We start from the raw sequence: 21142 nt of genomic DNA on the forward strand, positions 1-21142 counted from the left end.
GGCTCACGATCCGGCCGTCTGCTCTAAAGCAGGGTCAATCCCAGACGAAGGCGATTTTGCGCAAGGCCTTGCTGTCGAACACCTCGACGCCCTCAGCCATGTCGCGGCCGCCCGCGCCTCTGTAAAAGTTGATGGCGCCGAGATTTTCCTCGAGCGCCCAGACGACCATGCCCTTCATCCCATGCGCGGATAGCATTTCCCGCGCTGTCTGGAAAAGACGCCGGCCAAGGCCGATGCCCTGGTATTCGGGGCTCAGGTAAAGCTCATAGATTTCGCCAGCCTGCTTGAGCTCGCGAGCGCGATTGCGTCCAAGCGTGGCATAGCCGGCGATCTCGCCGCCGATCTCCAGGACGAGCACGGTGGCCGAACGGCGTATCGCGTTTGCCCACCAGCGCGGTCCACGCCGATTGATCATGGCATTGAGCGCACGATGCGGGATGATCCCGGCATAAGCGCCGCGCCACGACCTGTCATGCACCGCGGCAATCGCCTCCGCGTCCTGTGGGTCGGCCCGCCTGATGTCGATCGATAGCGTCTTCATAATGGGTTAACCATAACTGCGTCGCCCGGTCTATGGCAAGCAGGCTCGCGCGCTACAGACAACCCTATTCTGATTTAGATTTCCGCCAGATGGTTGTCGATCTCATCCGGATTTGCTGCGTCTGGAGGAAAATGGGCGGCGAGTTCAGCGCCGACGAGTTGGATGGCTTCGACAAACCCGTCGGCCAGATTTCCCGCCGCCGCATGGGCCGTGAGCTTTTCCACGGCGGTGTTCCACCGCTCCTGCGGCACGCGGGCATTTATGCCGGCGTCCGCCGCCACCTCGGCATAGCGCTCCGAGAGCGATACGAAAATCAGCGCGCCTGTCCGCTCGCGGGTCAGATGGATGTTATGGCTGAGAAACTGTCGCAGCGCGTGATCATGGGCGCGGCGATAAAGCAGCGCACGGGGAACCAGATATATGCGCAGTTCCGGCAGGAATTTCAGCACAAGCAGCGCCATGGCTAGCGCGGCGAGCTGGGCCGCCACGAACCATTGAGGGTTCACCGATATCCACCGGTAGTGCAGGAACAATGCTGCCGGCAGGCTGACGACAAGGATTGAGAGCGCCACGAAGAAGGCGGCGGGAAAGAAATAGCTGTCGCTGGCGCGCGCGAGCACGCAATAGATTTCGCCGGCCGTCTTTTCCTCCGCGGTTCGGATCGCCCCGATGACGCGGGCGCGCTCCTCTTCGGTCAGGATATTGCCGTTCGCCATCACCATCCCCCCGAGGCGCCGCCGCCGCCCGACGATCCACCTCCGCCTGAAAACCCACCGCCGCCTGAGGACCAGCCGCCGGACGACCATCCGCCTGGAGACCAGCTGCTGTTGCCGCGCCGGCGGCCGCCCTTCCTGCCGTAGTCTATGTTCATTCCGAGCCAGCGATAGCGGTTGGGACCGATCTTGCGGCCGAATATGGGAGGCAGGAATGCGAAGGCGAAGCCGCCGAAGAAGAGCGTCGCCCAAATGGCAAGGAACAGAACGCCGAACCAGTCCACATCACTGGCCTGTTCCTGATTGCGGCGTGCCCGGGCTTCGAGCTCGGCTGCATTGCCTTCAAGCACCGCGATCATGTCGTCCACGGCCCGGCTTATGCCTCCGGCGAAATCGCCGTCGCGGAAGGCCGGGACCATCGTGTTCTCGATGATGAGCTTGGAGTGAAGGTCGGTCAGTGTGCCCTCAAGGCCGTAGCCCACCTCGATGCGCATCTTGCGGTCATCGAGCGCCACCAAAAGCAGGACGCCATTGTCCTCCCCCGCCTGCCCGAGTCCCCAGGCGCGAAAGAGCCGGTTGGCATAGGGTTCGATAGCCTCGCCGTCGAGGCTCCTGATCGTGGCCACCACGATCTGGTCGGAAGATTTCCTCTCGAACGCGGCGAGCTTCTCGGTGAGCTGTGTTTCCGCCGCGGCGTCAAGCAGTCCGGCATTGTCGACCACCCGGCCCGTGAGCGCGGGAATCTCTGCCGCAACGGCGAAAGCCACGCCGAGAAACAGCGCGCACAAGGAAATGACAAGGCCGTGCCGGAAGGCAGGCATGGTTTGGATCCGCACTGAGCCTCAACCGCCGTTGCCGAAATTCACCTGCGGCGCCTGCATATTCTCTTCCGCTATGGTGAAGGTCTGCATGGGCTGGGCATCCGTGTACCAGAACCTTGCCCAGAGAATCGTCGGAAAGATCCTGAGCGAGGTGTTATACTGGCGCACCGCCTCGATATAGTCGCGCCGGGCGACGGCAATGCGGTTTTCCGTGCCTTCGAGCTGTGCCTGCAATGCGAGGAAGTTCTGGTTGGCTTTCAGGTCGGGGTAATTCTCGACCACGGCGAGCAGCCGCGATAGCGCCCCGGTGAGCTGCGCCTGGCTTTCCTGAAAGGCGCGGAAGGCATCCGGATTCGTCAGCATCTCCGGTGAGATCTGCACCTGCGTTGCCTTGGCGCGCGCCTCCACGACGCCTTCAAGAACCTCCCGCTCATGAGACGCGTAGCCTTTCACCGTCTCCACCAGATTGGGGATCAGGTCGGCGCGGCGCTGATACTGGTTCAAGACTTCGCTCCAGGCGGCCTTTGCCTGCTCCTCCTGGGTCGGAATTGTATTGAAGCCGCAGCCGGAAAGGAGCGGAAGTGCGATGAGGATGAAGAAAAGGGCACGGAAGCTGACTGGAGAAAAAGGCATTGAAAGGGGGCGCATGAAAATTTCCCGAGATGTTCGACCGGCCGGAAGAATAGTGCTATTCGCCTGACAAGGGAATGACCGGCCGGGCGGCACGGAGCGGGATGAGCGAACGGCAGAGCGATGAGGAGCGGCAGGCGGAATCCCGCCATATACTGGAGCGCGTCGAGCGTGACAGCCAGTCGCCGCTCTCTCGCTCTAGCGTCCGCGTTCGCGATTACTTTGTTGCTCGCGATGCCGCGGGCGAAGACTGGACCGAGATCTGGGGCCGGCGCATTGCGCGCGTGCTCGCCCTCGTGGCTGTCATAATCTTGATCGGCTGGCTTATTCTTCTCCTCTGGGGCAACGGGCCATGACGGGCGAAATTGGGAGAAATGCCGGCGGCGCGCGCGCCGTTATTGTCGTGTCGAGCCACGTGGCAAGGGGGTCCGTCGGCAACCGGGCTTCCGTCTTTGCGCTGGAGGCTCTTGGGCATCCGGTCTGGGCCGTCCCGACCGTTATTCTGCCGTGGCATCCCGGCCATGGGCGGGCGACGCGCATTGTGCCGCCTGCTGCGGATTTTGCGGCTCTGATGCGCGATCTGGAAAATGCCGCATGGCTCGGGGAGGTTGCGGCGGTGCTCACCGGTTATCTGGGAGAGGCATCACAGGCTGATGCCGTCGCTTCACTGGTGCGCGCGGTAAAGAAGAGAAATCCAAAGGCCTTCTATGTCTGCGATCCCATCATGGGAGATAAGGGAGGGCTTTACGTACCGGAGGCGACGGCCGCTGCCATCCGGGATGTGCTGCTGCCGATTGCGGATGTAGCGACGCCGAATCTCTATGAGCTTGCCTGGATCGCGGGCCGTGATCTCGATACCCTCGAGGATGCCATGGCGGCGGCGGCAAGGGCGGGTCCTTCGGAAATGCTGGTCACATCCTCCCCCGCTTCCGCTCCGGATCGCATCGCTAACCTGCTGCTTACGCCTCAAAATGCATATCTGGCGGAGCACCAAGCCATCGAGAATCCGACCAAAGGGCCGGGTGACCTCATGGCCGCGCTCTACACGGCTTGGCTCCTGAAAGGGCTGGCGCCTGGCGAGGCTTTGCAACGAGCAACGGCATCGGTTCTCGAAGCATTGGCTCGGGCGGGCAGACGCGGCGCCGACGAATTGATGCTGGAGACGGATGCTTCGAGCCTCTCGGAGCCGGCCGCCGCGGTGGAACTTCGCAAGCTGGCGCTGCCAGGGAATAATTTTCCGGAGCGAGGCCTTTAACCTGACGCTTGCCCAGCCGTTTAATCCCGGTTATTCGCAATGGCATGGTGCATCTTCCTGAACGGCTTTTGGCCGGATATCGTAACTTCATGGCCGGGCGCTATAGCGCCGAGAGTGCTCGCTATCGATCCTTGGCCCGTGAGGGGCAGTCGCCGGAGACTATGGTGATCGCCTGCTGCGATTCCCGCGCCGCTCCCGAGACCATCTTCGATTCCGGCCCCGGCGAGCTCTTCGTCGTCCGCAACGTTGCCAATCTCGTGCCGCCCTATGCGCCGGATGAGTACCACCACGGCACCTCCGCGGCACTCGAATTTGCCGTGCAGAGCCTCAAGGTGAAAAACATCGTGGTCATGGGCCACGGGCGCTGCGGCGGTATCGGGGCTGCGCTGAACCCTTCCGCCGAGCCGCTTTCCCCCGGCGATTTTATTGGCAGATGGATGAGCCTTGTTGCTCCCGCGGCTGAGGCCGTCGCGGGTAACAAACTGCTCACGCCCGCCGAGCGGCAGACTGCGCTTGAGCGCATTTCTATCCGGTTTCAGGTCGAGAATCTGCGTAGCTTTCCCTGTGTGCGGATTCTGGAGCAGAAAGGGAAGCTGACTCTCCATGGCGCCTGGTTCGATATATCGAGCGGCGAACTCTGGGTGATGGATCCGAATACCGGGGACTTCGCCCGCCCTGATCTAGGCTGAGATCTCGCTGGTCTCGATTATCACCGATGCCATTGCCGGCTCCGGCAGCCGCCGCCAAAAGAGCCATGCCAGGATGGCAATGGCGCCCATCGACGGGATCACAAGGCCCATTGCGAGCACCGGATCACCGATGAGGGCGGCAACGGAACCGCCCAGAAGTCCCGCGCCCATCTGCATGAAGCCGGCGAGCGAAGAGGCCGCACCCGCAATATGCGGGAATGGGGCAAGGGAGGCCGTCATCATGGCCGGCATAATGAAGGCAATGCCATAGGAAAAAAAGCCGACAGGCACCATCACTCGCAGGAAGGTTGGTGAAGCGGCGTTGAGGGAAACCGCGAGCAGCGTGCTTCCAATCGCGATAAAGCAGAGACCGGCGGGCACGAGCTGGGGCGCGCGGAAGCGGCCCAGGAGAAAGCGGACGCAGAGCGAGCCGGCAAAAAACATGCCGGATTGCATTAGCATGCCCACCCCGAACTGCGAAGGCGTAAGGCCGACCCGGCCCATGAGTACGAACGGCAGTATGGTTGCCTGTGAATACACGGCGCCGATACTGCCGGCTATGATCAGGCTGGAGGAAAGGAAATAGGGGCTCCGCAGCAGAGTCGTATAGGCACTTGCAAGTCCCCGCGGGCTGATGCGTGAGAGATCACGCGTGACGGTTTCCCGCAGAAAAAAATGCACCACGACGACGATTGCCGCGCCGAGCGCGAACATTGCCAGGAATATGGCATGCCAGCCGAAAAACTCCATGATGAGGCCGCCGATTGTTGGGGCCAGTGCCGGCGCCGCGGCGAGGATCAGACCGATCAGGTTCATGATCCGAGCCGACTGCTCGTGCGTGAACAGATCGCGCACCACAGCGCGCGAGATTGCAATGCCAGCGGCCGCTCCCACCCCCTGCAGGAAACGAGCCGCCATTAGCATTTCCACGCTGGGCGCCGACAAGGCGATCAGGCTTGCCAAGGCATAGATGGCAATGAAGCAAGTGGTCACGGGCTTTCGCCCCAAACCGTCGGACAGGGGCCCGCAGAAAAGCTGCGCGAACGCAAAGCCGGCAAAATAGAGCGACAGCGTCATCTTGACCGCCGCTTCTGTCGTGCCGAATGCCGAGACGATCTCCGGCATGGCCGGCGTATAGAGAGCCATCGAGGTCGGTCCGATGGCCACCAGCATGGCGCCGAGCACGCTTACGCGCCGCTCGCTCATGAGGGGAGCGGGCTGATTGCGGTCCACCGACTTCAGCATTTATTCACGGCCGCTTTCTTCAGCAGCCGGCGAAAAATTCAAGCGCACCTTCTGCAGAAGCTGTCTGAGCGTTTCCCATTCTTCCTCGCTCAGTCCCTCCCGCGCGCGCCCGCGCACCGCCGCCGTTGCCCTCATGATCGCCTGAAGCGCTTCGTCGGCCGCCGGCGTGAGCCGGACAAGTTTCGCGCGGCGATCGGACGGATCGGACACCCGCTGAACCAAGCCTCTGTCTTCGAGCCGGTCCACGTAGGTGCTCAGCGTCATCGCCTCCAACCCCATGCGATCGGCAAGCACGTTCTGGCGGACCTCGCCGGCGCGCGCCGCATGGAGCAGGGTACGTGCCTCCCCCGGGGTCAGGCCTATACCTTCATCGACGATGCGCTGGTCAAGATCGGCCCTTATCAGCCGCGCGAGATCGGTGAGCAGAAAACCAAAGGTGTTCGTGTCGATCGTGATGCTCACGCGGCCCCAAGGGAATTGTAAGATTTACTTACTATTTGGTTTAACGGTTATTGCGATGAAGTCAAGTCTGGCACGTCCGTCGCGAGCCTATTCGACCACACCTCATACTATGTGAGCTCTCTCGCATCCACCCCTTATCAATTGGATTCGACAACGCCGCAGGCGATGCGGTCGCCAGAATTCCCTGCGGGTTGGCTCTCATAGTCGTCCGGTTGGGCGTGCAGCACGACTGCGGAACCGTCGCCGTCGAGAAGAGGATTGTCGTCGCTCTCGGAGAGCGAAACGTCGTGGAGAAAGAACTCGACCTTGAGCGTGCCGTTCTGGCCGACATGGACGTTTGGCAGATCGCCCGGATGCGGTCCCTCCGGGCTATTGATCCCGTGCTGGGAATCGCCTGCGAGGTGACCGCCTGCGGACCTGAAGCCATCCTGCGGGTTGCAGTCGCCCGTTTCATGAATGTGGAAGCCATGCTCGCCGGGGGGCAGGTCGGTCATTTCCACCAGCATGTTGACGACGCCGGAGGGCAGTTGCGTGAAGATTACCGTCCCGACCTCCTTGCCATTTGCATCCATCATGTTTGCCGTAGCCTGCTTATCCTGGGCGTAGGCAAAGGATAGTGGCAGCATGGCTATGAGTGTCGCCGTGGCAGTTACTCGCATTGCAATCTCTCCTAATATGAAGACGCTAGTCCAGCATCGTTGCCGAGACGCCCGGCATTGAAAATGCCTCTTGAACCATTTCACACCTGATGCGGGACGCTACTCAATCAGCGTCAACTCTGTGTGGAAGTCCTGTTTAACCGATTGTTGCCGGGGCACGGATCAATGGGTGAACAGGGAAACGGAAATTTTGTTTCATCCGGAACTGGAATATGGGCGACAAAAAAGCCGGCGTTTCCGCCGGCTTCAGGATTTGGTTTGATGCGCTGATGCTGATCAGGCAGGCAGAAGAGCGCCTTCCAGCGTGGTGAGCTGACCCAGAAATTCCTCGGCCTTTGTACGGGTCTCGTGGTCTCTCGCGCCCTGCACCTCCGCCCGAACCTCCTCGATGCGTCGGGCAAGGTCCGCGCGGTCGAGTTCCTTTACCCGCGTGGCGGATTCGGCAAGCAACCGGCAACCGTCCGGTGTGATGTCCGCGAAGCCGCCGAAGACAACGAACTGCTCTCGCTCCGACCCGGCCCTAACGACCGTGATGACGCCGGGCTTTATGCCGGTCATGACCGGCGCGTGTTCCGCCATGACCGTCATTTCCCCTTCCGTTCCGGGGATGACGACCTGCTCCACTTCCTCTGAAAGAAGAAGCCTCTCGGGAGAAACGAGCTCGAATGTGAAGGTTTTTGCCATGGATCATCAGCGAGTAGGGAACAGCAAACAGCGAGTCGTTTTCTTACTCTGCGGTTCGCCAATCCCCTATTCGCTACTCCCTATTCGCTATTCGCTTCTTACGCCGCTTCCGCAGCAAGCCGTTCGGCCTTTTCGATCGCGTCCTCGATGGTTCCCACCATGTAGAATGCGGCCTCCGGCAAATGGTCGTATTCGCCTTCGACCAGGCCCTTGAAGCCCTTGATCGTGTCCTGAAGATCGACGAGCTTGCCCGGCGAGCCGGTGAAGACCTCGGCCACGAAGAATGGCTGGGACAGGAAGCGCTCGATCTTGCGGGCGCGGGCCACCGTCAGCTTGTCCTCTTCGGAAAGCTCGTCCATGCCGAGAATGGCGATGATGTCCTGAAGCGACTTGTAGCGCTGCAGCGTCTGCTGCACGGCGCGCGCCACCTGGTAATGCTCCTCGCCGACGATCTGCGGGTCGAGCATGCGTGAGGTGGAGTCGAGCGGGTCCACGGCCGGGTAGATGCCCTTTTCCGAGATCGCACGCGACAGCACGGTCGTGGCGTCCAGGTGGGCAAAGGACGTGGCCGGCGCCGGGTCGGTCAGGTCGTCGGCCGGCACGTAGATCGCCTGCACCGAGGTGATCGAACCCTTCGTCGTAGTGGTGATGCGCTCCTGCAGCGCGCCCATGTCGGTGGCGAGCGTCGGCTGATATCCCACCGCGGAGGGGATGCGGCCGAGAAGCGCCGACACCTCGGAACCCGCCTGGGTGAAGCGGAAGATATTGTCCACGAAGAAGAGCACGTCCTGGCCCTGGTCGCGGAAATATTCAGCGACGGTGAGGCCCGTGAGGCCCACGCGGGCGCGGGCTCCGGGCGGCTCGTTCATCTGCCCGTAGACGAGCGCGGCCTTGGAGCCTTCGCCGCCGCCCTTCTTGTTTACGCCCGATTCGATGAACTCGTGATAGAGGTCGTTGCCCTCGCGCGTGCGCTCACCGACGCCGGCGAACACGGAGTAGCCGCCGTGGGCTTTCGCGACGTTGTTGATCAGCTCCTGGATGAGCACGGTCTTGCCCACGCCGGCGCCGCCGAAGAGGCCGATCTTGCCGCCCCTTGCATAGGGAGCAAGAAGATCGAGAACCTTGATGCCCGTTACCAGGATCTGCGCTTCGGTCGACTGCTCTACATATTCGGGCGCGGGCTGGTGAATGCCGCGGAACTCGGTGGCCGTGATCGGGCCGGCCTCGTCCACCGGCTCGCCGATGACATTGATGATGCGGCCGAGCATCTCCGGGCCCACCGGCACGGAGATGGGGGCGCCGGTGTCGCGCACTTCCTGTCCGCGGACCAAGCCGTCGGTGGAATCCATGGCGATGCAGCGCACGGTATTTTCACCGAGGTGCTGAGCCACCTCGAGGACCAAGCGGTTGCCCTGGTTATCGGTCTCCAGTGCGTTCAGGATCGCCGGCAGGTTCTCCTGGAACTGGACGTCGACAACGGCGCCGATCACTTGGCGGACGCTGCCGATCTTGCCGGAAGCGGTGGCGGCGGCAATCGGCGACCTCGCCGCGGCCGAACGGGTGGAGGCGCGCTTCGCGGGTTTTGCGGCTGGCGTGGCCGCCGCCGGGATGGCGGCCGCTCGTGCCGGGGCCCTCTTGGGGGTCGCTGCTTTAGCCATTGTTACTACCTCTTCGGTCCGTTAGAGCGCTTCCGCGCCCGAAATGATTTCGATCAGTTCTTTGGTGATCTGCGCCTGGCGCTGGCGGTTGTAGGTGATCGTCAGCTTGTTGATCATCTCGCCCGCATTGCGCGTCGCGTTGTCCATGGCGGTCATCTTGGCGCCCATTTCGCCCGCAGCATTTTCGAGCAGCGCCCGGAAGATCTGCACCGCGATGTTGCGCGGAATGAGATCTGCAAGAATTGCACCGGCATCCGGCTCATATTCATAGATGGCGCCAGTGCTCTCACCCTCCGCCTGCGGAACGGCAGCCGGAATGATCTGCTGCTCCGTCGGAATCTGGCTGATGACCGACTTGAAGCGCGAATAGATCAGGGTGCAGACGTCGAACTCGCCGGCCTCGAAAAGCCCGATGACCTTTTTTGCGATCGCGTCGGCATTCGCGAAACCGATCTGCTTGACCTCGCGCAGCTCGATCCGGTCGATCACAAGCTTGCCGAAATCGCGCCGCAGCAGATCATAACCCTTCTTACCGACGGTAATGATCTTCACCTGCCTGCCGTTGGCCTGAAGCTTGCGGATATGCTCGCGCGCCAGCCTTGCGATCTGGCTGTTGAAGCTTCCGGCCAGGCCACGGTCGGCTGTGCAGACAACGACCAGATGCACGTCATCCTTGCCGGTGCCGGCCATCAGCGGCGGCGCGTCGGCTCCGGAAATGGATGCAGACACATTGGCAAGCACCGCGTCCATGCGTTCCGCATAGGGGCGCGCCGCTTCCGCTGCCTCCTGGGCGCGACGCAGCTTCGCCGCGGCGACCATCTGCATCGCCTTGGTGATTTTCTGCGTCGCCTTAACGGAGGCGATCCGGTTGCGAAGGTCTTTCAGCGAAGGCATGAGCGCTCAACCTTAGCTGAAGTTCTTGGCGTAAGCGTCGATCTCGGCCTTGAGCTTGGCGCGAAGGTCGTCCGACAGAGCCTTCTCCACACGGATCGCGTCGAGAATCTCTTTGCCCTCGCTGCGCATATGGGTCAGCAGGCCCTGCTCGAAGCGCCCCACATCCCTGAGCGCCAGCGCGTCGAGATAGCCGTTCACGCCGGCGAAGATCACCACAACCTGCTCTTCCGTCTTCAGCGGAGAGAACTGCGGCTGCTTGAGCAGTTCAGTCAGGCGCGCACCGCGGTTAAGCAAGCGCTGCGTGGCTGCGTCGAGATCCGAGCCGAACTGGGCGAAGGCCGCCATTTCGCGATACTGGGCCAGTTCGCCCTTGATCGAGCCGGCAACCTGCTTCATGGCCTTGACCTGGGCCGCCGAACCAACGCGCGACACCGAGAGGCCCACGTTCACCGCCGGGCGAACGCCTTGGAAGAACAGGTTGGTCTCCAGGAAGATCTGGCCGTCGGTGATCGAGATCACGTTGGTCGGGATGTAGGCCGACACGTCGTTGGCCTGTGTCTCGATGACGGGCAGCGCGGTTAGCGAGCCGGAGCCGTTGTCGTCGTTCATCTTCGCCGCGCGCTCAAGAAGGCGCGAGTGAAGGTAGAACACGTCACCCGGATAGGCTTCGCGGCCGGGCGGACGGCGCAGCAGCAGCGACATCTGCCTGTAGGCGACAGCCTGCTTCGACAGGTCGTCATAGGCGATCACGGCATGCTTGCCGTTGTCGCGGAAATATTCGCCCATGGCGCAGCCGGCGAACGGCGCCAGGAACTGCATCGGCGCCGGGTCGGATGCCGTGGCGGCGACCACGATGGAATATTCAAGCGCGCCGCGCTCCTCCAGCACCTTGACGAACTGCGCCACCGTGGAGCGCTTCTGACCGACGGCGACATAGATGCAGTAAAGCTTCTGGCTCTCGTCGTCGCCATCGTTGAGCGGCTTCTGGTTCAGGAAGGTGTCGAGAATGATGGCGGTCTTGCCGGTCTGGCGGTCGCCGATGATCAGCTCGCGCTGGCCGCGGCCGATGGGGATCAGCGCATCGATCGCCTTGAGGCCGGTCGACATCGGCTCATGCACCGATTTGCGCGGAATGATGCCCGGCGCCTTCACGTCGACGCGGCGGCGCTCGGTGGCCTGAATCGGGCCCTTCCCATCGATCGGATTGCCCAGCGCGTCGACCACGCGGCCGAGAAGGCCGGGACCGACCGGCACTTCCACGATGGCGCCCGTGCGCTTCACCGTGTCGCCTTCCTTGATGTCGCGGTCAGCGCCGAAAATCACGACGCCGACATTGTCAACCTCGAGATTCAGCGCCATACCGCGGATGCCGCCGGGGAACTCGACCATCTCACCGGCCTGGACGTTGTCCAGACCGTAGACGCGGGCGATACCGTCACCGACGGAAAGCACCTGGCCGACTTCTGAGACTTCGGCTTCCTTGCCGAAATTCTTGATCTGGTCCTTGAGAATTGCGGAAATTTCCGCAGCGCGGATGTCCATCAGCCGACCTCTTTCAGTGCAAGCTTGAGCGAATTGAGTTTAGTCTTGAGTGACGTATCGATCTGGCGCGAGCCGACCTTGACGATCAGGCCTGCGAGGAGGGACGGATCGACCGTGACCTTCACCGTCACATCCTTCCCGACAACAGATTTCAGTGCAGCCTTGAGCTCGCGCTCCTGTTCTGCCGAAAGCGCGTGAGCAGAGGTGACCTCAGCGGCGGTTTCGCCGCGTGCCTCCGCAGCAATTTCGCGGAAGGCCCGGATCATTTGCGGCACCGCGAAGAGCCGGCGGTTGCGCGCGACCAAGCGCAGGAAATTACCGACAAGGCCGCTGATCCGAGCGCGGTCGAGCACCGCGCCGAGAGCCTTCAACTGCTCATCGGCGGAAAAAACCGGGCTTTTGATCAGGCGCTTGAGATCTTCGCTGCCTTCGAGCATCTCCTCGAATCGGACGAGATCTCCTTCCACAACCGAGACGGCGCCTGTTTCCTGCGCCAATTCGAACAGCGAGCGTGCATAACGCCCAGCTACCCCGGAGATCATCGAGCCAGATTGTGCCACGGGATCAGGTCTCTTCTCACAAGCTTGGAGGTCGCGAGATTTGGCAAAAGCCGATGACTCGGGCTAAATCTCTGACCTTGTTGATAAGTTCAACGCGGGGAGTAGGAGCGCAGCCATCCCCCCGGCCGAAAGCCGGAATGCCGTCTAGCACAGGCTTACGGGACTCGCAACACAGCGAGGCTCAAGGATTTACGCCCCTTTTTGTCGCATGTGGGCCCGATCCGGCCCGCTTGTCCTGCGAACGCGCCGTTCCCGCTCAGTCGACAAGACCGAGCACAAAGGCCAGCGGCAATGCGGCCATAAGAAGTGTTGCGGCAAGCCATATCAGTTTGCCCGCGACGCTGCCCTTGTCGAACACCAGTGAGAGAAGTTGCCCCAGCGCCGCCAGCGCCCAGCCTATGCCCATTGCAAGGTATATCAGTGGCTGGGCGAAAACTATGGCCGAAAGCCCGATCCCGGCATAAAAGCCTCCCAAGGCGCGAGCGCTGTGCGCGGAAGGAGCGACACCGGCAATCCCCGGCGCAATCAGGTGCAGGAGGCCCAAAAGCACCGTGAGCACTGCGCCCGTCCAGGCCAGCCACTCGCCGAGGCTATAGGGCCAGGGAAACACGAAATCCATATCGTCACTCCTGTCGACGAGTCGTCCAGCGCTATAGCCGATTCGAAGACCGCGGTGCAGGAGGTTCCGGGGAAATCGCTGACCTCCCGCTCAGAGGAAGCTTTGCGGGTCGATATCGACCTGCACGCGCACGGAGCCGCGCGGCTTTTCGGCTCTTTCCAAGAGGCGCTTAAAATAGGTCTGGATGTCCGCGCGGCGTGTGCCCTGCACGAGCAGGCGGAACCTGTGGCGGCCCGCGACAAGCGCCAGCGGCGCTTCAGCCGGACCGAAAATATCGATCTCAGTTGCGGCGGGGGCGGCGCGGCGGAGCGCGCGGGCGTAACCCTCCGCTTCCTGCCTTGTAGCCGCGCTGACAATGATGGAGGCCAGCCGCCCAAATGGCGGCAGGCCCGCGCGCTCCCGTTCCGCGATCTCCCGCTCGTAAAAGGTTTCCGCATCGCCGGAAATGAGCGCCCGCATGACAGGGTGTTCCGGTTGGTAGGTCTGCAGGAGGCCCGTGCTCTTCTTGCCGGATCGCCCGGCCCGGCCGGTCACCTGGGACAGGAGCTGGAAAGTGCGCTCGGCGGCGCGCGGGTCGCCATTGGCAAGGCCGAGATCGGCATCGACCACGCCGACCAGCGTCATCGAGGGGAAGTTGTGTCCCTTGGCGACAAGCTGTGTGCCGACGACGATGTCAGCCTCCCCCGCCGCAATCGCCTCCAGTTCCAGCCGCAACCGCTTGACGCCCATAAGATCCGAGGAGAGGACGATCGTGCGCGCTTCGGGGAAATGCCGGTCGACCTCTTCCGCTATGCGCTCCACGCCAGGACCGCAGGGCACGAGGTGGTCGAGCGTGCCGCATTCGGGGCAAGCCTCAGGCGAAGGTTCGTTATGGCCGCAGTGGTGGCAGAGGAGCTGGCGCCGGAAGCGGTGCTCGACCAGCCAGCTTGAGCAGTTGGGGCACTGGAACCTGTGGCCGCAAACGCGGCAAAGCGTAAGTGGGGCATAGCCCCGGCGGTTAAGGAAGAGGAGGGCCTGCTCCCTGCGCTCGATTGTGCGGCCGATCGCCTCGATCAGAACCGGCGAAAGAAAGCCGCCGCGCTCGGGCGGAGAGCGGCGCATGTCGATCGCGCGCAGCTCGGGCATCGCCGCATCGGCGAAACGGGCGGAAAGTACGATGCGCTCGTAACGTCCCTGGTCCGCATTGACGCGGCTCTCGAGCGATGGCGTGGCGGAGGCGAGCACGACGGGAAAGTTCCCCAATCGCCCGCGCACCACGCTCATATCGCGGGCGTTGTAGAAAACACGGTCTTCCTGCTTGTAGGCCGGATCATGCTCCTCATCGACCACGATCAGGCCGAGATCGCGGAACGGCAGAAAGAGCGCCGAGCGCGCGCCGGCCACAACGCGTACCTGCCCCTCCGCCACCTGGCGCCAGACCCGCTCGCGCTTCCTGGGCGCCAGATCCGAATGCCACTCTGCCGGCTTGGCGCCGAAGCGGTCGTGGAAGCGGTCGAGAAAAGCTTGGGTGAGCGCGATTTCCGGCAACAGGATGAGCACCTGCTTGCCGCGATCAAGCGCGGCGGCGACTGCCTCGAAATAGACCTCCGTCTTGCCGGAGCCGGTCACTCCGTCCAGCAGAGTGACGCTGAACGCATTTGCACCGGCCTTCTCGCGCAGGCGCTCGGCGGCGAGCTTCTGGTCCGGCATGAATTCCGGCCGGCTGAACTCCGTGTCGGGCAGGGGAACGAGCGGCTGAGGGGGAAGCTCGACGCGCTCGAAAACGCCCTGTGCAAGCAGCCCGTCGACCACAGTGCTCGACACGCCGGCCGCATGGGCAAGGCCGGAGCGCGTCCAGGCCTGGCCATCGGCGGCGTAATGAAGAACGCGTTCGCGCGCTGCCGTCATCCGGTCAGGCCGAATGGCTGTAAGCCGCAGCCCTTCCACAAGAGGTTCCGGATCAAAGGCGGCAGGCGCCCGCAGGGCCATCCGCGCCACGAGGCCGGGCGGGGAGAGCGTGTAGGCAGCCACCCATTCGATAAAACGGCGCATCTGCGCCTGCAGGGGCGGGCATTCGAATACCTGCGCGATTTCCCTCAGCTTCCTCGATTCCACCGGCTCGCCATCGCCGTCCCAAGCAACGCCCGCCACTTCGCGCGGGCCCAGCGGCACGCGAAGGATCGAGCCGGGCTCAACGCGCATACCGTCCGGCACCGCATAGGAGTAAGGCCGATTCGCCGGCATGGGGACCATGACGGGAATCACGCGCCTCGTGTTCGAATCTTCTCTCATTGAGCGTGACCTTGCCCTTTTCTTGGATTAGAGCAAGGCCGAGCTTAAATTGGAGCGGAAAATGGCCGACAGGCGCCCGCGAAGGAGAGAACCATGAAGTTTTTCGTCGACACCGCCGATGTGAACGAAATCCGCGAACTGAGCGAAACAGGGCTTCTGGACGGGGTGACGACGAACCCCTCGCTCATCATGAAGTCGGGCCGGCCTATTCTCGAGGTCACGAGGGAAATCTGCGAGATCGTCGACGGACCGGTGTCGGCGGAGGTCACCGCGGTCGATTTCAAGGAAATGATGCGCGAAGCAGACATTCTTTCAAAGATTGCCGATAACATTGCCATCAAAGTGCCGCTGACGATGGACGGGCTCAAGGCCTGCAAGGCGCTCACCTCCAGCGGCCGGATGGTGAATGTCACCCTCTGCTTCTCCGCCAATCAGGCGCTGCTTGCGGCCAAGGCCGGCGCTACGTTCATCTCGCCCTTTATCGGCCGGATCGACGACATGGGCATCGACGGCATGGAACTGATCGCGGAGATCCGCACAATTTACGACAATTACGATTTCGATACGGAAATTCTCGCCGCATCGATTCGCTCGGTCAATCATGTCAAGCAGGCGGCTATCATCGGCGCCGATGTCGCTACCGTTCCGCCAGCGGTGCTGAAATCGCTCGTGAAGCACCCGCTCACCGACAAGGGACTCGAAGCGTTCCTGGCGGATTGGGCCAAGACCGGCCAGAAAATCGGCTGAAGATGAGGCGATTCACCCTCCCCACAAGTGAGGGTGAACTAGAGCCGTTCATCTGTAAATGATTCCATTTGAAGATGAACGGCTCTAGCCACCAAATTCCGCGTCGGGGTTCTCGGCCAGCATTGTTACCGTGTGGTGCTGAAGCTTCGAGGCGACCTCGGTCGGCTCCCCGCCATTCAGCATGGCGGGCGGGATCGGTTTCCCGACGATCATTTCGAAACTGCGACCCTTCTTGTTCAGAAGCTCGTGGAACAGGGTCATGTCGCGCAGTTCGGTTGAGTATTTCGACAAAAGATAAAAGAGGCCCGAGTTCCGGGCCGTCATGTTGACCGGGATAATCGGAGCTTCATAACGTCTTGCGAGCGCCACGACCGAAGGCTGCCAGGGCCGCTCGGTCAGCCTGTCCTCGTGCCAGTAGGCAATTCGGCCCGAGGGGAAGAGTATAATCGCTCTGTCTTCCGCAAAGGCTTTTGCCGTCATTTCCAGCGTGTCTCGGCTTTTCGCGTGCGACTTCTCGTTGGGGCGCCACTCAACTGGAATGATCAAATCGCGGAAGCGCGGATTGACCCGCAACGCGTCGCGGTTTGCGAACACGGCCATGTCCGGGCGCATCTTCTTCAACAGGTCGAAGATCGCGATGCCGTCGGCAATCCCCGTCGGATGCGTCGGCGCCAGGATGAAAGCCCCCTTGGCCGGAATGCGCTCCGCGCCCCTGGCAGTCACGTTAAGCGAGAGCAGGGCACTGAGATATGCCATTGCCTCCCAGCCGGATAGCTCGGCGATTTCGTCCGCCAGGGCGACGGCCTGCTGGTAGTGGAAATAGCGATAGATCAAAGGCCGCGCGAGCGGCCATAACGGATGCTTCGAAAGGTGAGTCGTCCGCTCGTCGATCAGCTGATCCACGATATGCGGGGACGCTTCCGCCGACGATACCGGTCGCTTCAGAATGCGACTTCCGACCACTCCGGCAACCGACATCAGCGTCGTATGAAAGGCCATGGGCGAAGCACTCCGTTGGGGTTGTTTCACCGAAATCTATGACGCCGCAATGACAGGCTTACACAAGATGCGACGCTGAACTTTGTTCCTCCCCGGGCGCTTGACGTCTTGCAACGGCATCATATCACAACCCCTCAGCGCAGATTGAGACGTACCATATCCTGAGCAATCGCCATGCGGAGAAGCTCCGCCAACTCGCGGGCTGCCCGGTCTTCAGCATCACGCACGGCGCGCAGCACCGCAAATTCCTGGCGCGACCGGTCGAAGGCCGACATGACCTGGCGGGTGCCCTGGGCGAGCGTCTTGCCGGTGCCGGCATCGCTCAGGCGATAGGTTGCACTGAGGCTTACCGTGCCGGCCGTCGGCTCGTTTTGATTGGCTATTTGGACAGTCGCGGCGGATGTAACCGCACTCGACACTGAAAAATTGAGCTTGTATCTTTCAGCCGTGGGCCGCGCGCTTCCATGCAACAGGAAGAGCAGATGATTGCGGACCTCCAGCGCTTGGCGGGTGTCTACGGGATCGACTGAAACAGCGGAAAGATCGGCAAGGGTCTGCTGGCCTGACACATCCTGCTGCGTGGAAAGCAGCGGCTGAACGGTACAGCCCCCAGCCATCAAAAGCATCAGGGCGGCAGCCGCCACTGGAAAAGCGCGTATCGTCAATCTCACAAACCTGGCCTCCGCTCAGGCAACAACATTGACGATTCGCTGGGAAACCACAATTACCTTGCGCGGAGGGGCGCCGTTAAGCGCCTTCTGCACAAAATCCAGTTCCAGAACCGCCTTTTCAACCGCAGCTTGATCCGCCTCACGGGCGATTGTCAAATCCCCCCGCTTCTTGCCGTTGATCTGGACGGGCAGCACGATCAGGTTGTCCAGCACCAGTTCCGGATCGAAATCCGGCCAGCGGCTCGCTGCGACAAGGTCCTTGCCGCCAATCGCCGCCCAGCATTCTTCTGCCAGATGCGGCATAAAGGGCGCGATCAGGTGTATCAGGATTTCCGTGGCCTCACGGGCGGCCGCACGCGTCTCTTCATCGGCCTTGTCCAGGCCGGCGAATGGCCCTTGCAGGTCGTTGACCAATTCGTGGATACGGGCAATGGCGCGGTTGAATGCCAGCCGCTCGATGTCCTCGCCCACTGCCTTAAGCGCCTTATGCGCCGGCTTGGAAATGGCTGCCGCGTCACCGTCGCGGGCAGCTTTGGGCGTGATATCGCCGATAGCGGGCGCCGCCTCCGTTATCAGCCGCCAGGCGCGTTGCACGAAGCGGTGCGCGCCGGCGGCCCCGTCGTCCGTCCACTCGACATCGCGCTCGGGCGGCGAATCGGACAGCATGAACCAACGCGCCGTGTCGGCGCCGAAGGATTCGGTGATATCCTCGGGGCTCACCGTATTCTTCTTCGACTTCGACATCTTTTCGAGCGGGCCGATCGCAACCTCTTTGCCGGTCGCGATCTCGAAGGCCCTGCGCTCACCGGCAGACCCTTCGATTCTCACCTCGGCAGGCGTCAGCCAGCGCCCGTCTTCGGCGCGATAGGTCTCGTGCACCACCATGCCTTGCGTGAACAGGCCCTTGAACGGCTCCGCGAGATCCAGATGCCCGGTGTCGCGCATGGCGCGTGTGAAGAAACGCGAATAGAGCAGGTGCAGAATCGCATGCTCAATGCCGCCTATATATTGGTCCACCGGAAGCCAGCGGTTCACCACGTCCTTTTCTACCGGAGAATCCGCATGCGGCGATGTGAAGCGCGCGAAATACCAGGACGAATCGACGAAGGTGTCCATCGTGTCCGTCTCGCGCCGCGCGTCGGCCCCGCATTGCGGGCATTTCACGTGCCGCCAGGTGGGATGGCGGTCGAGCGGATTGCCCGGCCGGTCGAAATCCACGTCGTCCGGTAGCTTCACCGGCAGTTCTTCCTTCGGCACCGGCACAACGCCACAGGTGTCGCAATGGATCATGGGAATGGGGCAGCCCCAATAGCGCTGGCGCGAAACGCCCCAGTCGCGCAGGCGGAAATTCACCTTGCGTTTCGCCACGGGCTTGCCGTCCAGCGTCTCCTTCTCCAGCCTGCTCGCCACCTCCTCGAAGGCTTCCTTGTTGCTCATGCCGTCCAGGAAGCGCGAGTTGAGCATCACGCCGTCGTCCACATAGGGCTCCGCCGTGATTTCGAATGTGGCCGCGTCCGCTCCTTCGGGCATCACGACCGGGATCACCGGCAGGCCGTATTTGTTTGCGAAATCAAAGTCGCGCTGGTCGCCTGAGGGACAGCCGAAAATGGCGCCCGTGCCGTATTCCATCAGCACGAAATTGGCCACATAGACCGGCAGCGTCCACTCGGCATCGAAAGGATGCTTCACGCGGATACCCGTGTCGAAGCCCTTCTTCTCAGCCGTCTCCAGGGCGGCAACCGAGGTTCCCATGTGCCGGCATTCTTCAATGAAGGTGGCAAGCGCGGGATTGCCTTCCGCTGCCTTCCTGGCGAGCGGGTGATCCGGCGCGACTGCCAAGAAGGAGGCGCCAAAGATGGTGTCCGGCCGGGTTGTGTAGACCTCAAGCTCCCCCACGCCCGCAGGTGCGGTGTCCTCCGCCAGCGCCCAGCGGATCGACAGGCCCTCGGAGCGGCCGATCCAGTTGCGCTGCATAAGGCGCACCTTTTCCGGCCAGTCGTCCAACCCATCGATGGCGGAAAGCAAGTCCTCGGCGTAATCGGTGATCTTGAAGAACCATTGCGCCAGCTCGCGCTGTTCCACCAGCGCGCCGGAGCGCCAGCCGCGGCCGTCGATCACTTGCTCGTTGGCAAGCACGGTCTGTTCCACCGGATCCCAGTTCACCTTGGAGGTCTTCCGCCTCACCAGCCCCTTCTTATAGAAGTCGATGAAGAGCATTTGCTGGCGGTGGTAATAATCCACATCGCAGGTGGCGAACTCGCGCGCCCAGTCAAGCGACAGGCCCATCATCTTGAGCTGCGAGCGCATGGTGGCGATATTATCGTAGGTCCATTCCTTGGGATGGATCTTGTTCTGGATGGCTGCATTCTCGGCCGGCATGCCGAAGGCATCCCACCCCATGGGGTGAAGTACGTTATAGCCCTTGGCGCGCTTGTAGCGGGCAACCACATCGCCCATCGTGTAGTTGCGGGTATGGCCGATATGGATGCGTCCCGACGGATAGGGGAACATCTCGAGCACGTAGTAGGTAGGCCGCCCGTCGTCATTCTTCGTTTCGAAAAGGCGCGCTTCCTCCCACGCCTTCTGCCAGCGGGGCTCGGATGTGCGTGGATTGTAACGTTCGGTTGCCATGCCCAGTTTTTCACATAAAAGAACAAGAAATTTCCGGCGGACCTTCACCACGGTTTGTGACGAGCGTCAACTCCGTGACCTGCGATTTACGCCGGCATGGAAAGCGTTCAGAGGATTTCGCCCAGCTCATGAATGAGGCCGCTCAAAACTTATCTAAGGTCAGGGACCGGATGGTCCAAGCCGTCCGCGAGGCGGGCCGTGCGTCCAAAGACGTCGCTCTCGTCGCCGTCTCGAAAACCTTTGCGGCCGACGAAATCCTTCCCGTGATCGAGGCGGGCCAGCGGGTCTTCGGCGAAAACCGCGTGCAGGAAGCGCAGGGCAAATGGCCGGGGCTCAAGGAAGCCTTTCCCGATATAGAACTTCATCTGATCGGGCCGCTCCAGTCCAACAAGGCGAAGGAGGCAGTGGCGCTTTTCGACGTGATCGAGACAGTGGACCGGGAAAAGATCGCCGCCGCGCTCGCTGCCGAGATGGAAAAGCAGGGCCGCCGCCTTCGGCTCTATGTCCAGGTCAATACGGGTCTCGAACCACAGAAAGCGGGCATCGACCCGCGCGAGACCGCAGCCTTTGTGGCGCGTTGCCGCGAAGTCCATGGGCTTGAGATCGAGGGGCTGATGTGCATCCCGCCCCTGGACGAAAACCCCGGTCCTCATTTCGCTCTGCTCGAGAAGCTGGCGCGCGAGGCCGGCGTGGAGAAACTCTCGATGGGCATGTCCGGGGACTTTGAGACCGCTATCGCCTTCGGGGCGACCAGCATTCGCGTGGGCTCGGCGATCTTCGGCAGCCGGGCTTATTCCGCGGGTTGAATCAAGCGGCCAGGCGGCTGTGTCGTGGTTATCGCCGCTGCGCTT

General features: G+C 62.2%; 22 protein-coding genes. 5 read left to right on the forward strand and 17 right to left on the reverse strand.

Features of this window, described 5'->3' with window-relative positions; all coding sequences use genetic code 11:
* Nucleotides 1–34: 34 nt before the first annotated feature.
* From GNP00_RS17630 to GNP00_RS17645, 4 genes are all read right to left on the reverse strand, one after another.
* Entirely contained in the window at nt 35–541 is a 507-nt protein-coding gene (locus tag GNP00_RS17630) for a GNAT family N-acetyltransferase (protein ID WP_011582542.1), read from the reverse strand.
* A 74-nt stretch (nt 542–615) separates the two neighbouring features.
* Nucleotides 616–1257, reverse strand: a complete 642-nt coding sequence (locus GNP00_RS17635) for a TPM domain-containing protein (protein ID WP_011582541.1) — start codon at nt 1255–1257, stop codon at nt 616–618.
* Complete coding sequence (locus GNP00_RS17640) at nt 1257–2075, reverse strand: TPM domain-containing protein (RefSeq protein ID WP_041544842.1); 819 nt, start codon at nt 2073–2075, stop codon at nt 1257–1259. The genes GNP00_RS17635 and GNP00_RS17640 overlap by 1 nt, the downstream gene beginning before the upstream one ends.
* Before the next feature lie 21 nt (nt 2076–2096).
* Nucleotides 2097–2723 carry a LemA family protein gene (locus GNP00_RS17645; RefSeq protein ID WP_011582539.1) on the reverse strand — a complete coding sequence of 209 codons (627 nt, stop codon included), beginning with the start codon at nt 2721–2723 and terminating at the stop codon, nt 2097–2099.
* A gap of 86 nt (nt 2724–2809) precedes the next feature.
* Here GNP00_RS17645 and GNP00_RS17650 point away from each other — a divergent pair, with 86 nt between their 5' ends.
* The 3 genes from GNP00_RS17650 to GNP00_RS17660 are packed head-to-tail and all read left to right on the forward strand — an operon-like array spanning nt 2810 to nt 4649.
* Nucleotides 2810–3061 (forward strand): hypothetical protein, encoded by a 252-nt coding sequence (locus GNP00_RS17650; protein ID WP_041545623.1) that lies wholly within the window; start codon nt 2810–2812, stop codon nt 3059–3061.
* Entirely contained in the window at nt 3058–3960 is a 903-nt protein-coding gene (pdxY, locus tag GNP00_RS17655) for a pyridoxal kinase PdxY (RefSeq protein WP_011582537.1), read from the forward strand. The genes GNP00_RS17650 and pdxY overlap by 4 nt, the downstream gene beginning before the upstream one ends.
* A gap of 44 nt (nt 3961–4004) precedes the next feature.
* On the forward strand, nt 4005–4649 hold the full coding sequence (locus GNP00_RS17660; RefSeq protein ID WP_011582536.1) for a carbonic anhydrase: 645 nt from the start codon (nt 4005–4007) through the stop codon (nt 4647–4649).
* On the opposite strand, the gene GNP00_RS17665 is transcribed toward GNP00_RS17660, so the two are convergent.
* From GNP00_RS17665 to GNP00_RS17710, 10 genes are all read right to left on the reverse strand, one after another.
* Nucleotides 4641–5894: a multidrug effflux MFS transporter gene (locus GNP00_RS17665; protein ID WP_011582535.1), complete on the reverse strand. Its 1254-nt coding sequence runs from the start codon at nt 5892–5894 to the stop codon at nt 4641–4643. The two genes, GNP00_RS17660 and GNP00_RS17665, sit on opposite strands and share 9 nt — an antisense overlap.
* Nucleotides 5895–6356 (reverse strand): MarR family transcriptional regulator, encoded by a 462-nt coding sequence (locus GNP00_RS17670; protein WP_011582534.1) that lies wholly within the window; start codon nt 6354–6356, stop codon nt 5895–5897.
* Nucleotides 6357–6493: 137 nt separating this feature from the next.
* Nucleotides 6494–7015 (reverse strand): superoxide dismutase family protein, encoded by a 522-nt coding sequence (locus GNP00_RS17675; RefSeq protein ID WP_011582533.1) that lies wholly within the window; start codon nt 7013–7015, stop codon nt 6494–6496.
* A gap of 276 nt (nt 7016–7291) precedes the next feature.
* The gene (locus GNP00_RS17680) at nt 7292–7699 is read right to left on the reverse strand and encodes a F0F1 ATP synthase subunit epsilon (RefSeq protein ID WP_011582532.1); all 408 of its coding nucleotides are present in this window, start codon (nt 7697–7699) and stop codon (nt 7292–7294) included.
* 98 nt (nt 7700–7797) lie between these two features.
* Nucleotides 7798–9357, reverse strand: a complete 1560-nt coding sequence (gene atpD, locus GNP00_RS17685) for a F0F1 ATP synthase subunit beta (RefSeq protein ID WP_011582531.1) — start codon at nt 9355–9357, stop codon at nt 7798–7800.
* Between the two features lie 21 nt (nt 9358–9378).
* A complete protein-coding gene (locus GNP00_RS17690) occupies nt 9379–10251 on the reverse strand; it encodes a F0F1 ATP synthase subunit gamma (RefSeq protein WP_011582530.1) in 873 nt (290 codons plus the stop codon).
* 12 nt (nt 10252–10263) lie between these two features.
* On the reverse strand, nt 10264–11793 hold the full coding sequence (gene atpA / locus GNP00_RS17695; RefSeq protein WP_011582529.1) for a F0F1 ATP synthase subunit alpha: 1530 nt from the start codon (nt 11791–11793) through the stop codon (nt 10264–10266).
* Nucleotides 11793–12335 (reverse strand): F0F1 ATP synthase subunit delta, encoded by a 543-nt coding sequence (locus tag GNP00_RS17700; protein ID WP_011582528.1) that lies wholly within the window; start codon nt 12333–12335, stop codon nt 11793–11795. Before GNP00_RS17700 ends, atpA begins: the two co-directional genes overlap by 1 nt.
* A 274-nt stretch (nt 12336–12609) precedes the next feature.
* A complete protein-coding gene (locus GNP00_RS17705; RefSeq protein ID WP_011582527.1) occupies nt 12610–12972 on the reverse strand; it encodes a hypothetical protein in 363 nt (120 codons plus the stop codon).
* A gap of 90 nt (nt 12973–13062) precedes the next feature.
* The gene (locus GNP00_RS17710) at nt 13063–15243 is read right to left on the reverse strand and encodes a primosomal protein N' (RefSeq protein ID WP_011582526.1); all 2181 of its coding nucleotides are present in this window, start codon (nt 15241–15243) and stop codon (nt 13063–13065) included.
* A gap of 93 nt (nt 15244–15336) precedes the next feature.
* On the opposite strand from GNP00_RS17710, the gene fsa reads away from it, so the two are divergent.
* Complete coding sequence (gene fsa / locus GNP00_RS17715) at nt 15337–15990, forward strand: fructose-6-phosphate aldolase (RefSeq protein ID WP_011582525.1); 654 nt, start codon at nt 15337–15339, stop codon at nt 15988–15990.
* Nucleotides 15991–16074: 84 nt separating this feature from the next.
* Here the strand turns inward: fsa and GNP00_RS17720 are convergent, their stop codons facing one another.
* From GNP00_RS17720 to leuS, 3 genes are all read right to left on the reverse strand, one after another.
* Nucleotides 16075–16989 (reverse strand): GNAT family N-acetyltransferase, encoded by a 915-nt coding sequence (locus GNP00_RS17720; RefSeq protein ID WP_011582524.1) that lies wholly within the window; start codon nt 16987–16989, stop codon nt 16075–16077.
* Between the two features lie 134 nt (nt 16990–17123).
* A complete protein-coding gene (locus GNP00_RS17725) occupies nt 17124–17660 on the reverse strand; it encodes an LPS assembly lipoprotein LptE (RefSeq protein ID WP_011582523.1) in 537 nt (178 codons plus the stop codon).
* A 15-nt stretch (nt 17661–17675) separates the two neighbouring features.
* Nucleotides 17676–20291 carry a leucine--tRNA ligase gene (leuS, locus tag GNP00_RS17730; protein WP_011582522.1) on the reverse strand — a complete coding sequence of 872 codons (2616 nt, stop codon included), beginning with the start codon at nt 20289–20291 and terminating at the stop codon, nt 17676–17678.
* Between the two features lie 128 nt (nt 20292–20419).
* On the opposite strand from leuS, the gene GNP00_RS17735 reads away from it, so the two are divergent.
* A complete protein-coding gene (locus tag GNP00_RS17735; protein ID WP_011582521.1) occupies nt 20420–21097 on the forward strand; it encodes a YggS family pyridoxal phosphate-dependent enzyme in 678 nt (225 codons plus the stop codon).
* Nucleotides 21098–21142 lie beyond the last annotated feature (45 nt).

Origin of the sequence: Chelativorans multitrophicus, assembly GCF_011317445.1 — a bacterium.
In the GTDB taxonomy this organism is placed as follows: domain Bacteria; phylum Pseudomonadota; class Alphaproteobacteria; order Rhizobiales; family Rhizobiaceae; genus Chelativorans; species Chelativorans multitrophicus.

Coding starts and splice junctions, on each gene's coding strand:
- GNP00_RS17630 (WP_011582542.1), bottom strand. CDS start 541: ATGAAGACGCTATCGATCGACATCAGGCGGGCCGACCCACAGGACGCG.
- GNP00_RS17660 (WP_011582536.1), top strand. CDS start 4,005: ATGGTGCATCTTCCTGAACGGCTTTTGGCCGGATATCGTAACTTCATG.
- pdxY (WP_011582537.1), top strand. CDS start 3,058: ATGACGGGCGAAATTGGGAGAAATGCCGGCGGCGCGCGCGCCGTTATT.
- GNP00_RS17645 (WP_011582539.1), bottom strand. CDS start 2,723: ATGCGCCCCCTTTCAATGCCTTTTTCTCCAGTCAGCTTCCGTGCCCTT.
- GNP00_RS17665 (WP_011582535.1), bottom strand. CDS start 5,894: ATGCTGAAGTCGGTGGACCGCAATCAGCCCGCTCCCCTCATGAGCGAG.
- GNP00_RS17720 (WP_011582524.1), bottom strand. CDS start 16,989: ATGGCCTTTCATACGACGCTGATGTCGGTTGCCGGAGTGGTCGGAAGT.
- GNP00_RS17690 (WP_011582530.1), bottom strand. CDS start 10,251: ATGCCTTCGCTGAAAGACCTTCGCAACCGGATCGCCTCCGTTAAGGCG.
- GNP00_RS17700 (WP_011582528.1), bottom strand. CDS start 12,335: ATGATCTCCGGGGTAGCTGGGCGTTATGCACGCTCGCTGTTCGAATTG.
- leuS (WP_011582522.1), bottom strand. CDS start 20,291: ATGGCAACCGAACGTTACAATCCACGCACATCCGAGCCCCGCTGGCAG.
- GNP00_RS17735 (WP_011582521.1), top strand. CDS start 20,420: ATGAATGAGGCCGCTCAAAACTTATCTAAGGTCAGGGACCGGATGGTC.
- GNP00_RS17635 (WP_011582541.1), bottom strand. CDS start 1,257: ATGGCGAACGGCAATATCCTGACCGAAGAGGAGCGCGCCCGCGTCATC.
- GNP00_RS17650 (WP_041545623.1), top strand. CDS start 2,810: ATGAGCGAACGGCAGAGCGATGAGGAGCGGCAGGCGGAATCCCGCCAT.
- GNP00_RS17705 (WP_011582527.1), bottom strand. CDS start 12,972: ATGGATTTCGTGTTTCCCTGGCCCTATAGCCTCGGCGAGTGGCTGGCC.
- atpD (WP_011582531.1), bottom strand. CDS start 9,357: ATGGCTAAAGCAGCGACCCCCAAGAGGGCCCCGGCACGAGCGGCCGCC.
- GNP00_RS17640 (WP_041544842.1), bottom strand. CDS start 2,075: ATGCCTGCCTTCCGGCACGGCCTTGTCATTTCCTTGTGCGCGCTGTTT.
- GNP00_RS17675 (WP_011582533.1), bottom strand. CDS start 7,015: ATGCGAGTAACTGCCACGGCGACACTCATAGCCATGCTGCCACTATCC.
- atpA (WP_011582529.1), bottom strand. CDS start 11,793: ATGGACATCCGCGCTGCGGAAATTTCCGCAATTCTCAAGGACCAGATC.
- GNP00_RS17680 (WP_011582532.1), bottom strand. CDS start 7,699: ATGGCAAAAACCTTCACATTCGAGCTCGTTTCTCCCGAGAGGCTTCTT.
- fsa (WP_011582525.1), top strand. CDS start 15,337: ATGAAGTTTTTCGTCGACACCGCCGATGTGAACGAAATCCGCGAACTG.
- GNP00_RS17710 (WP_011582526.1), bottom strand. CDS start 15,243: ATGAGAGAAGATTCGAACACGAGGCGCGTGATTCCCGTCATGGTCCCC.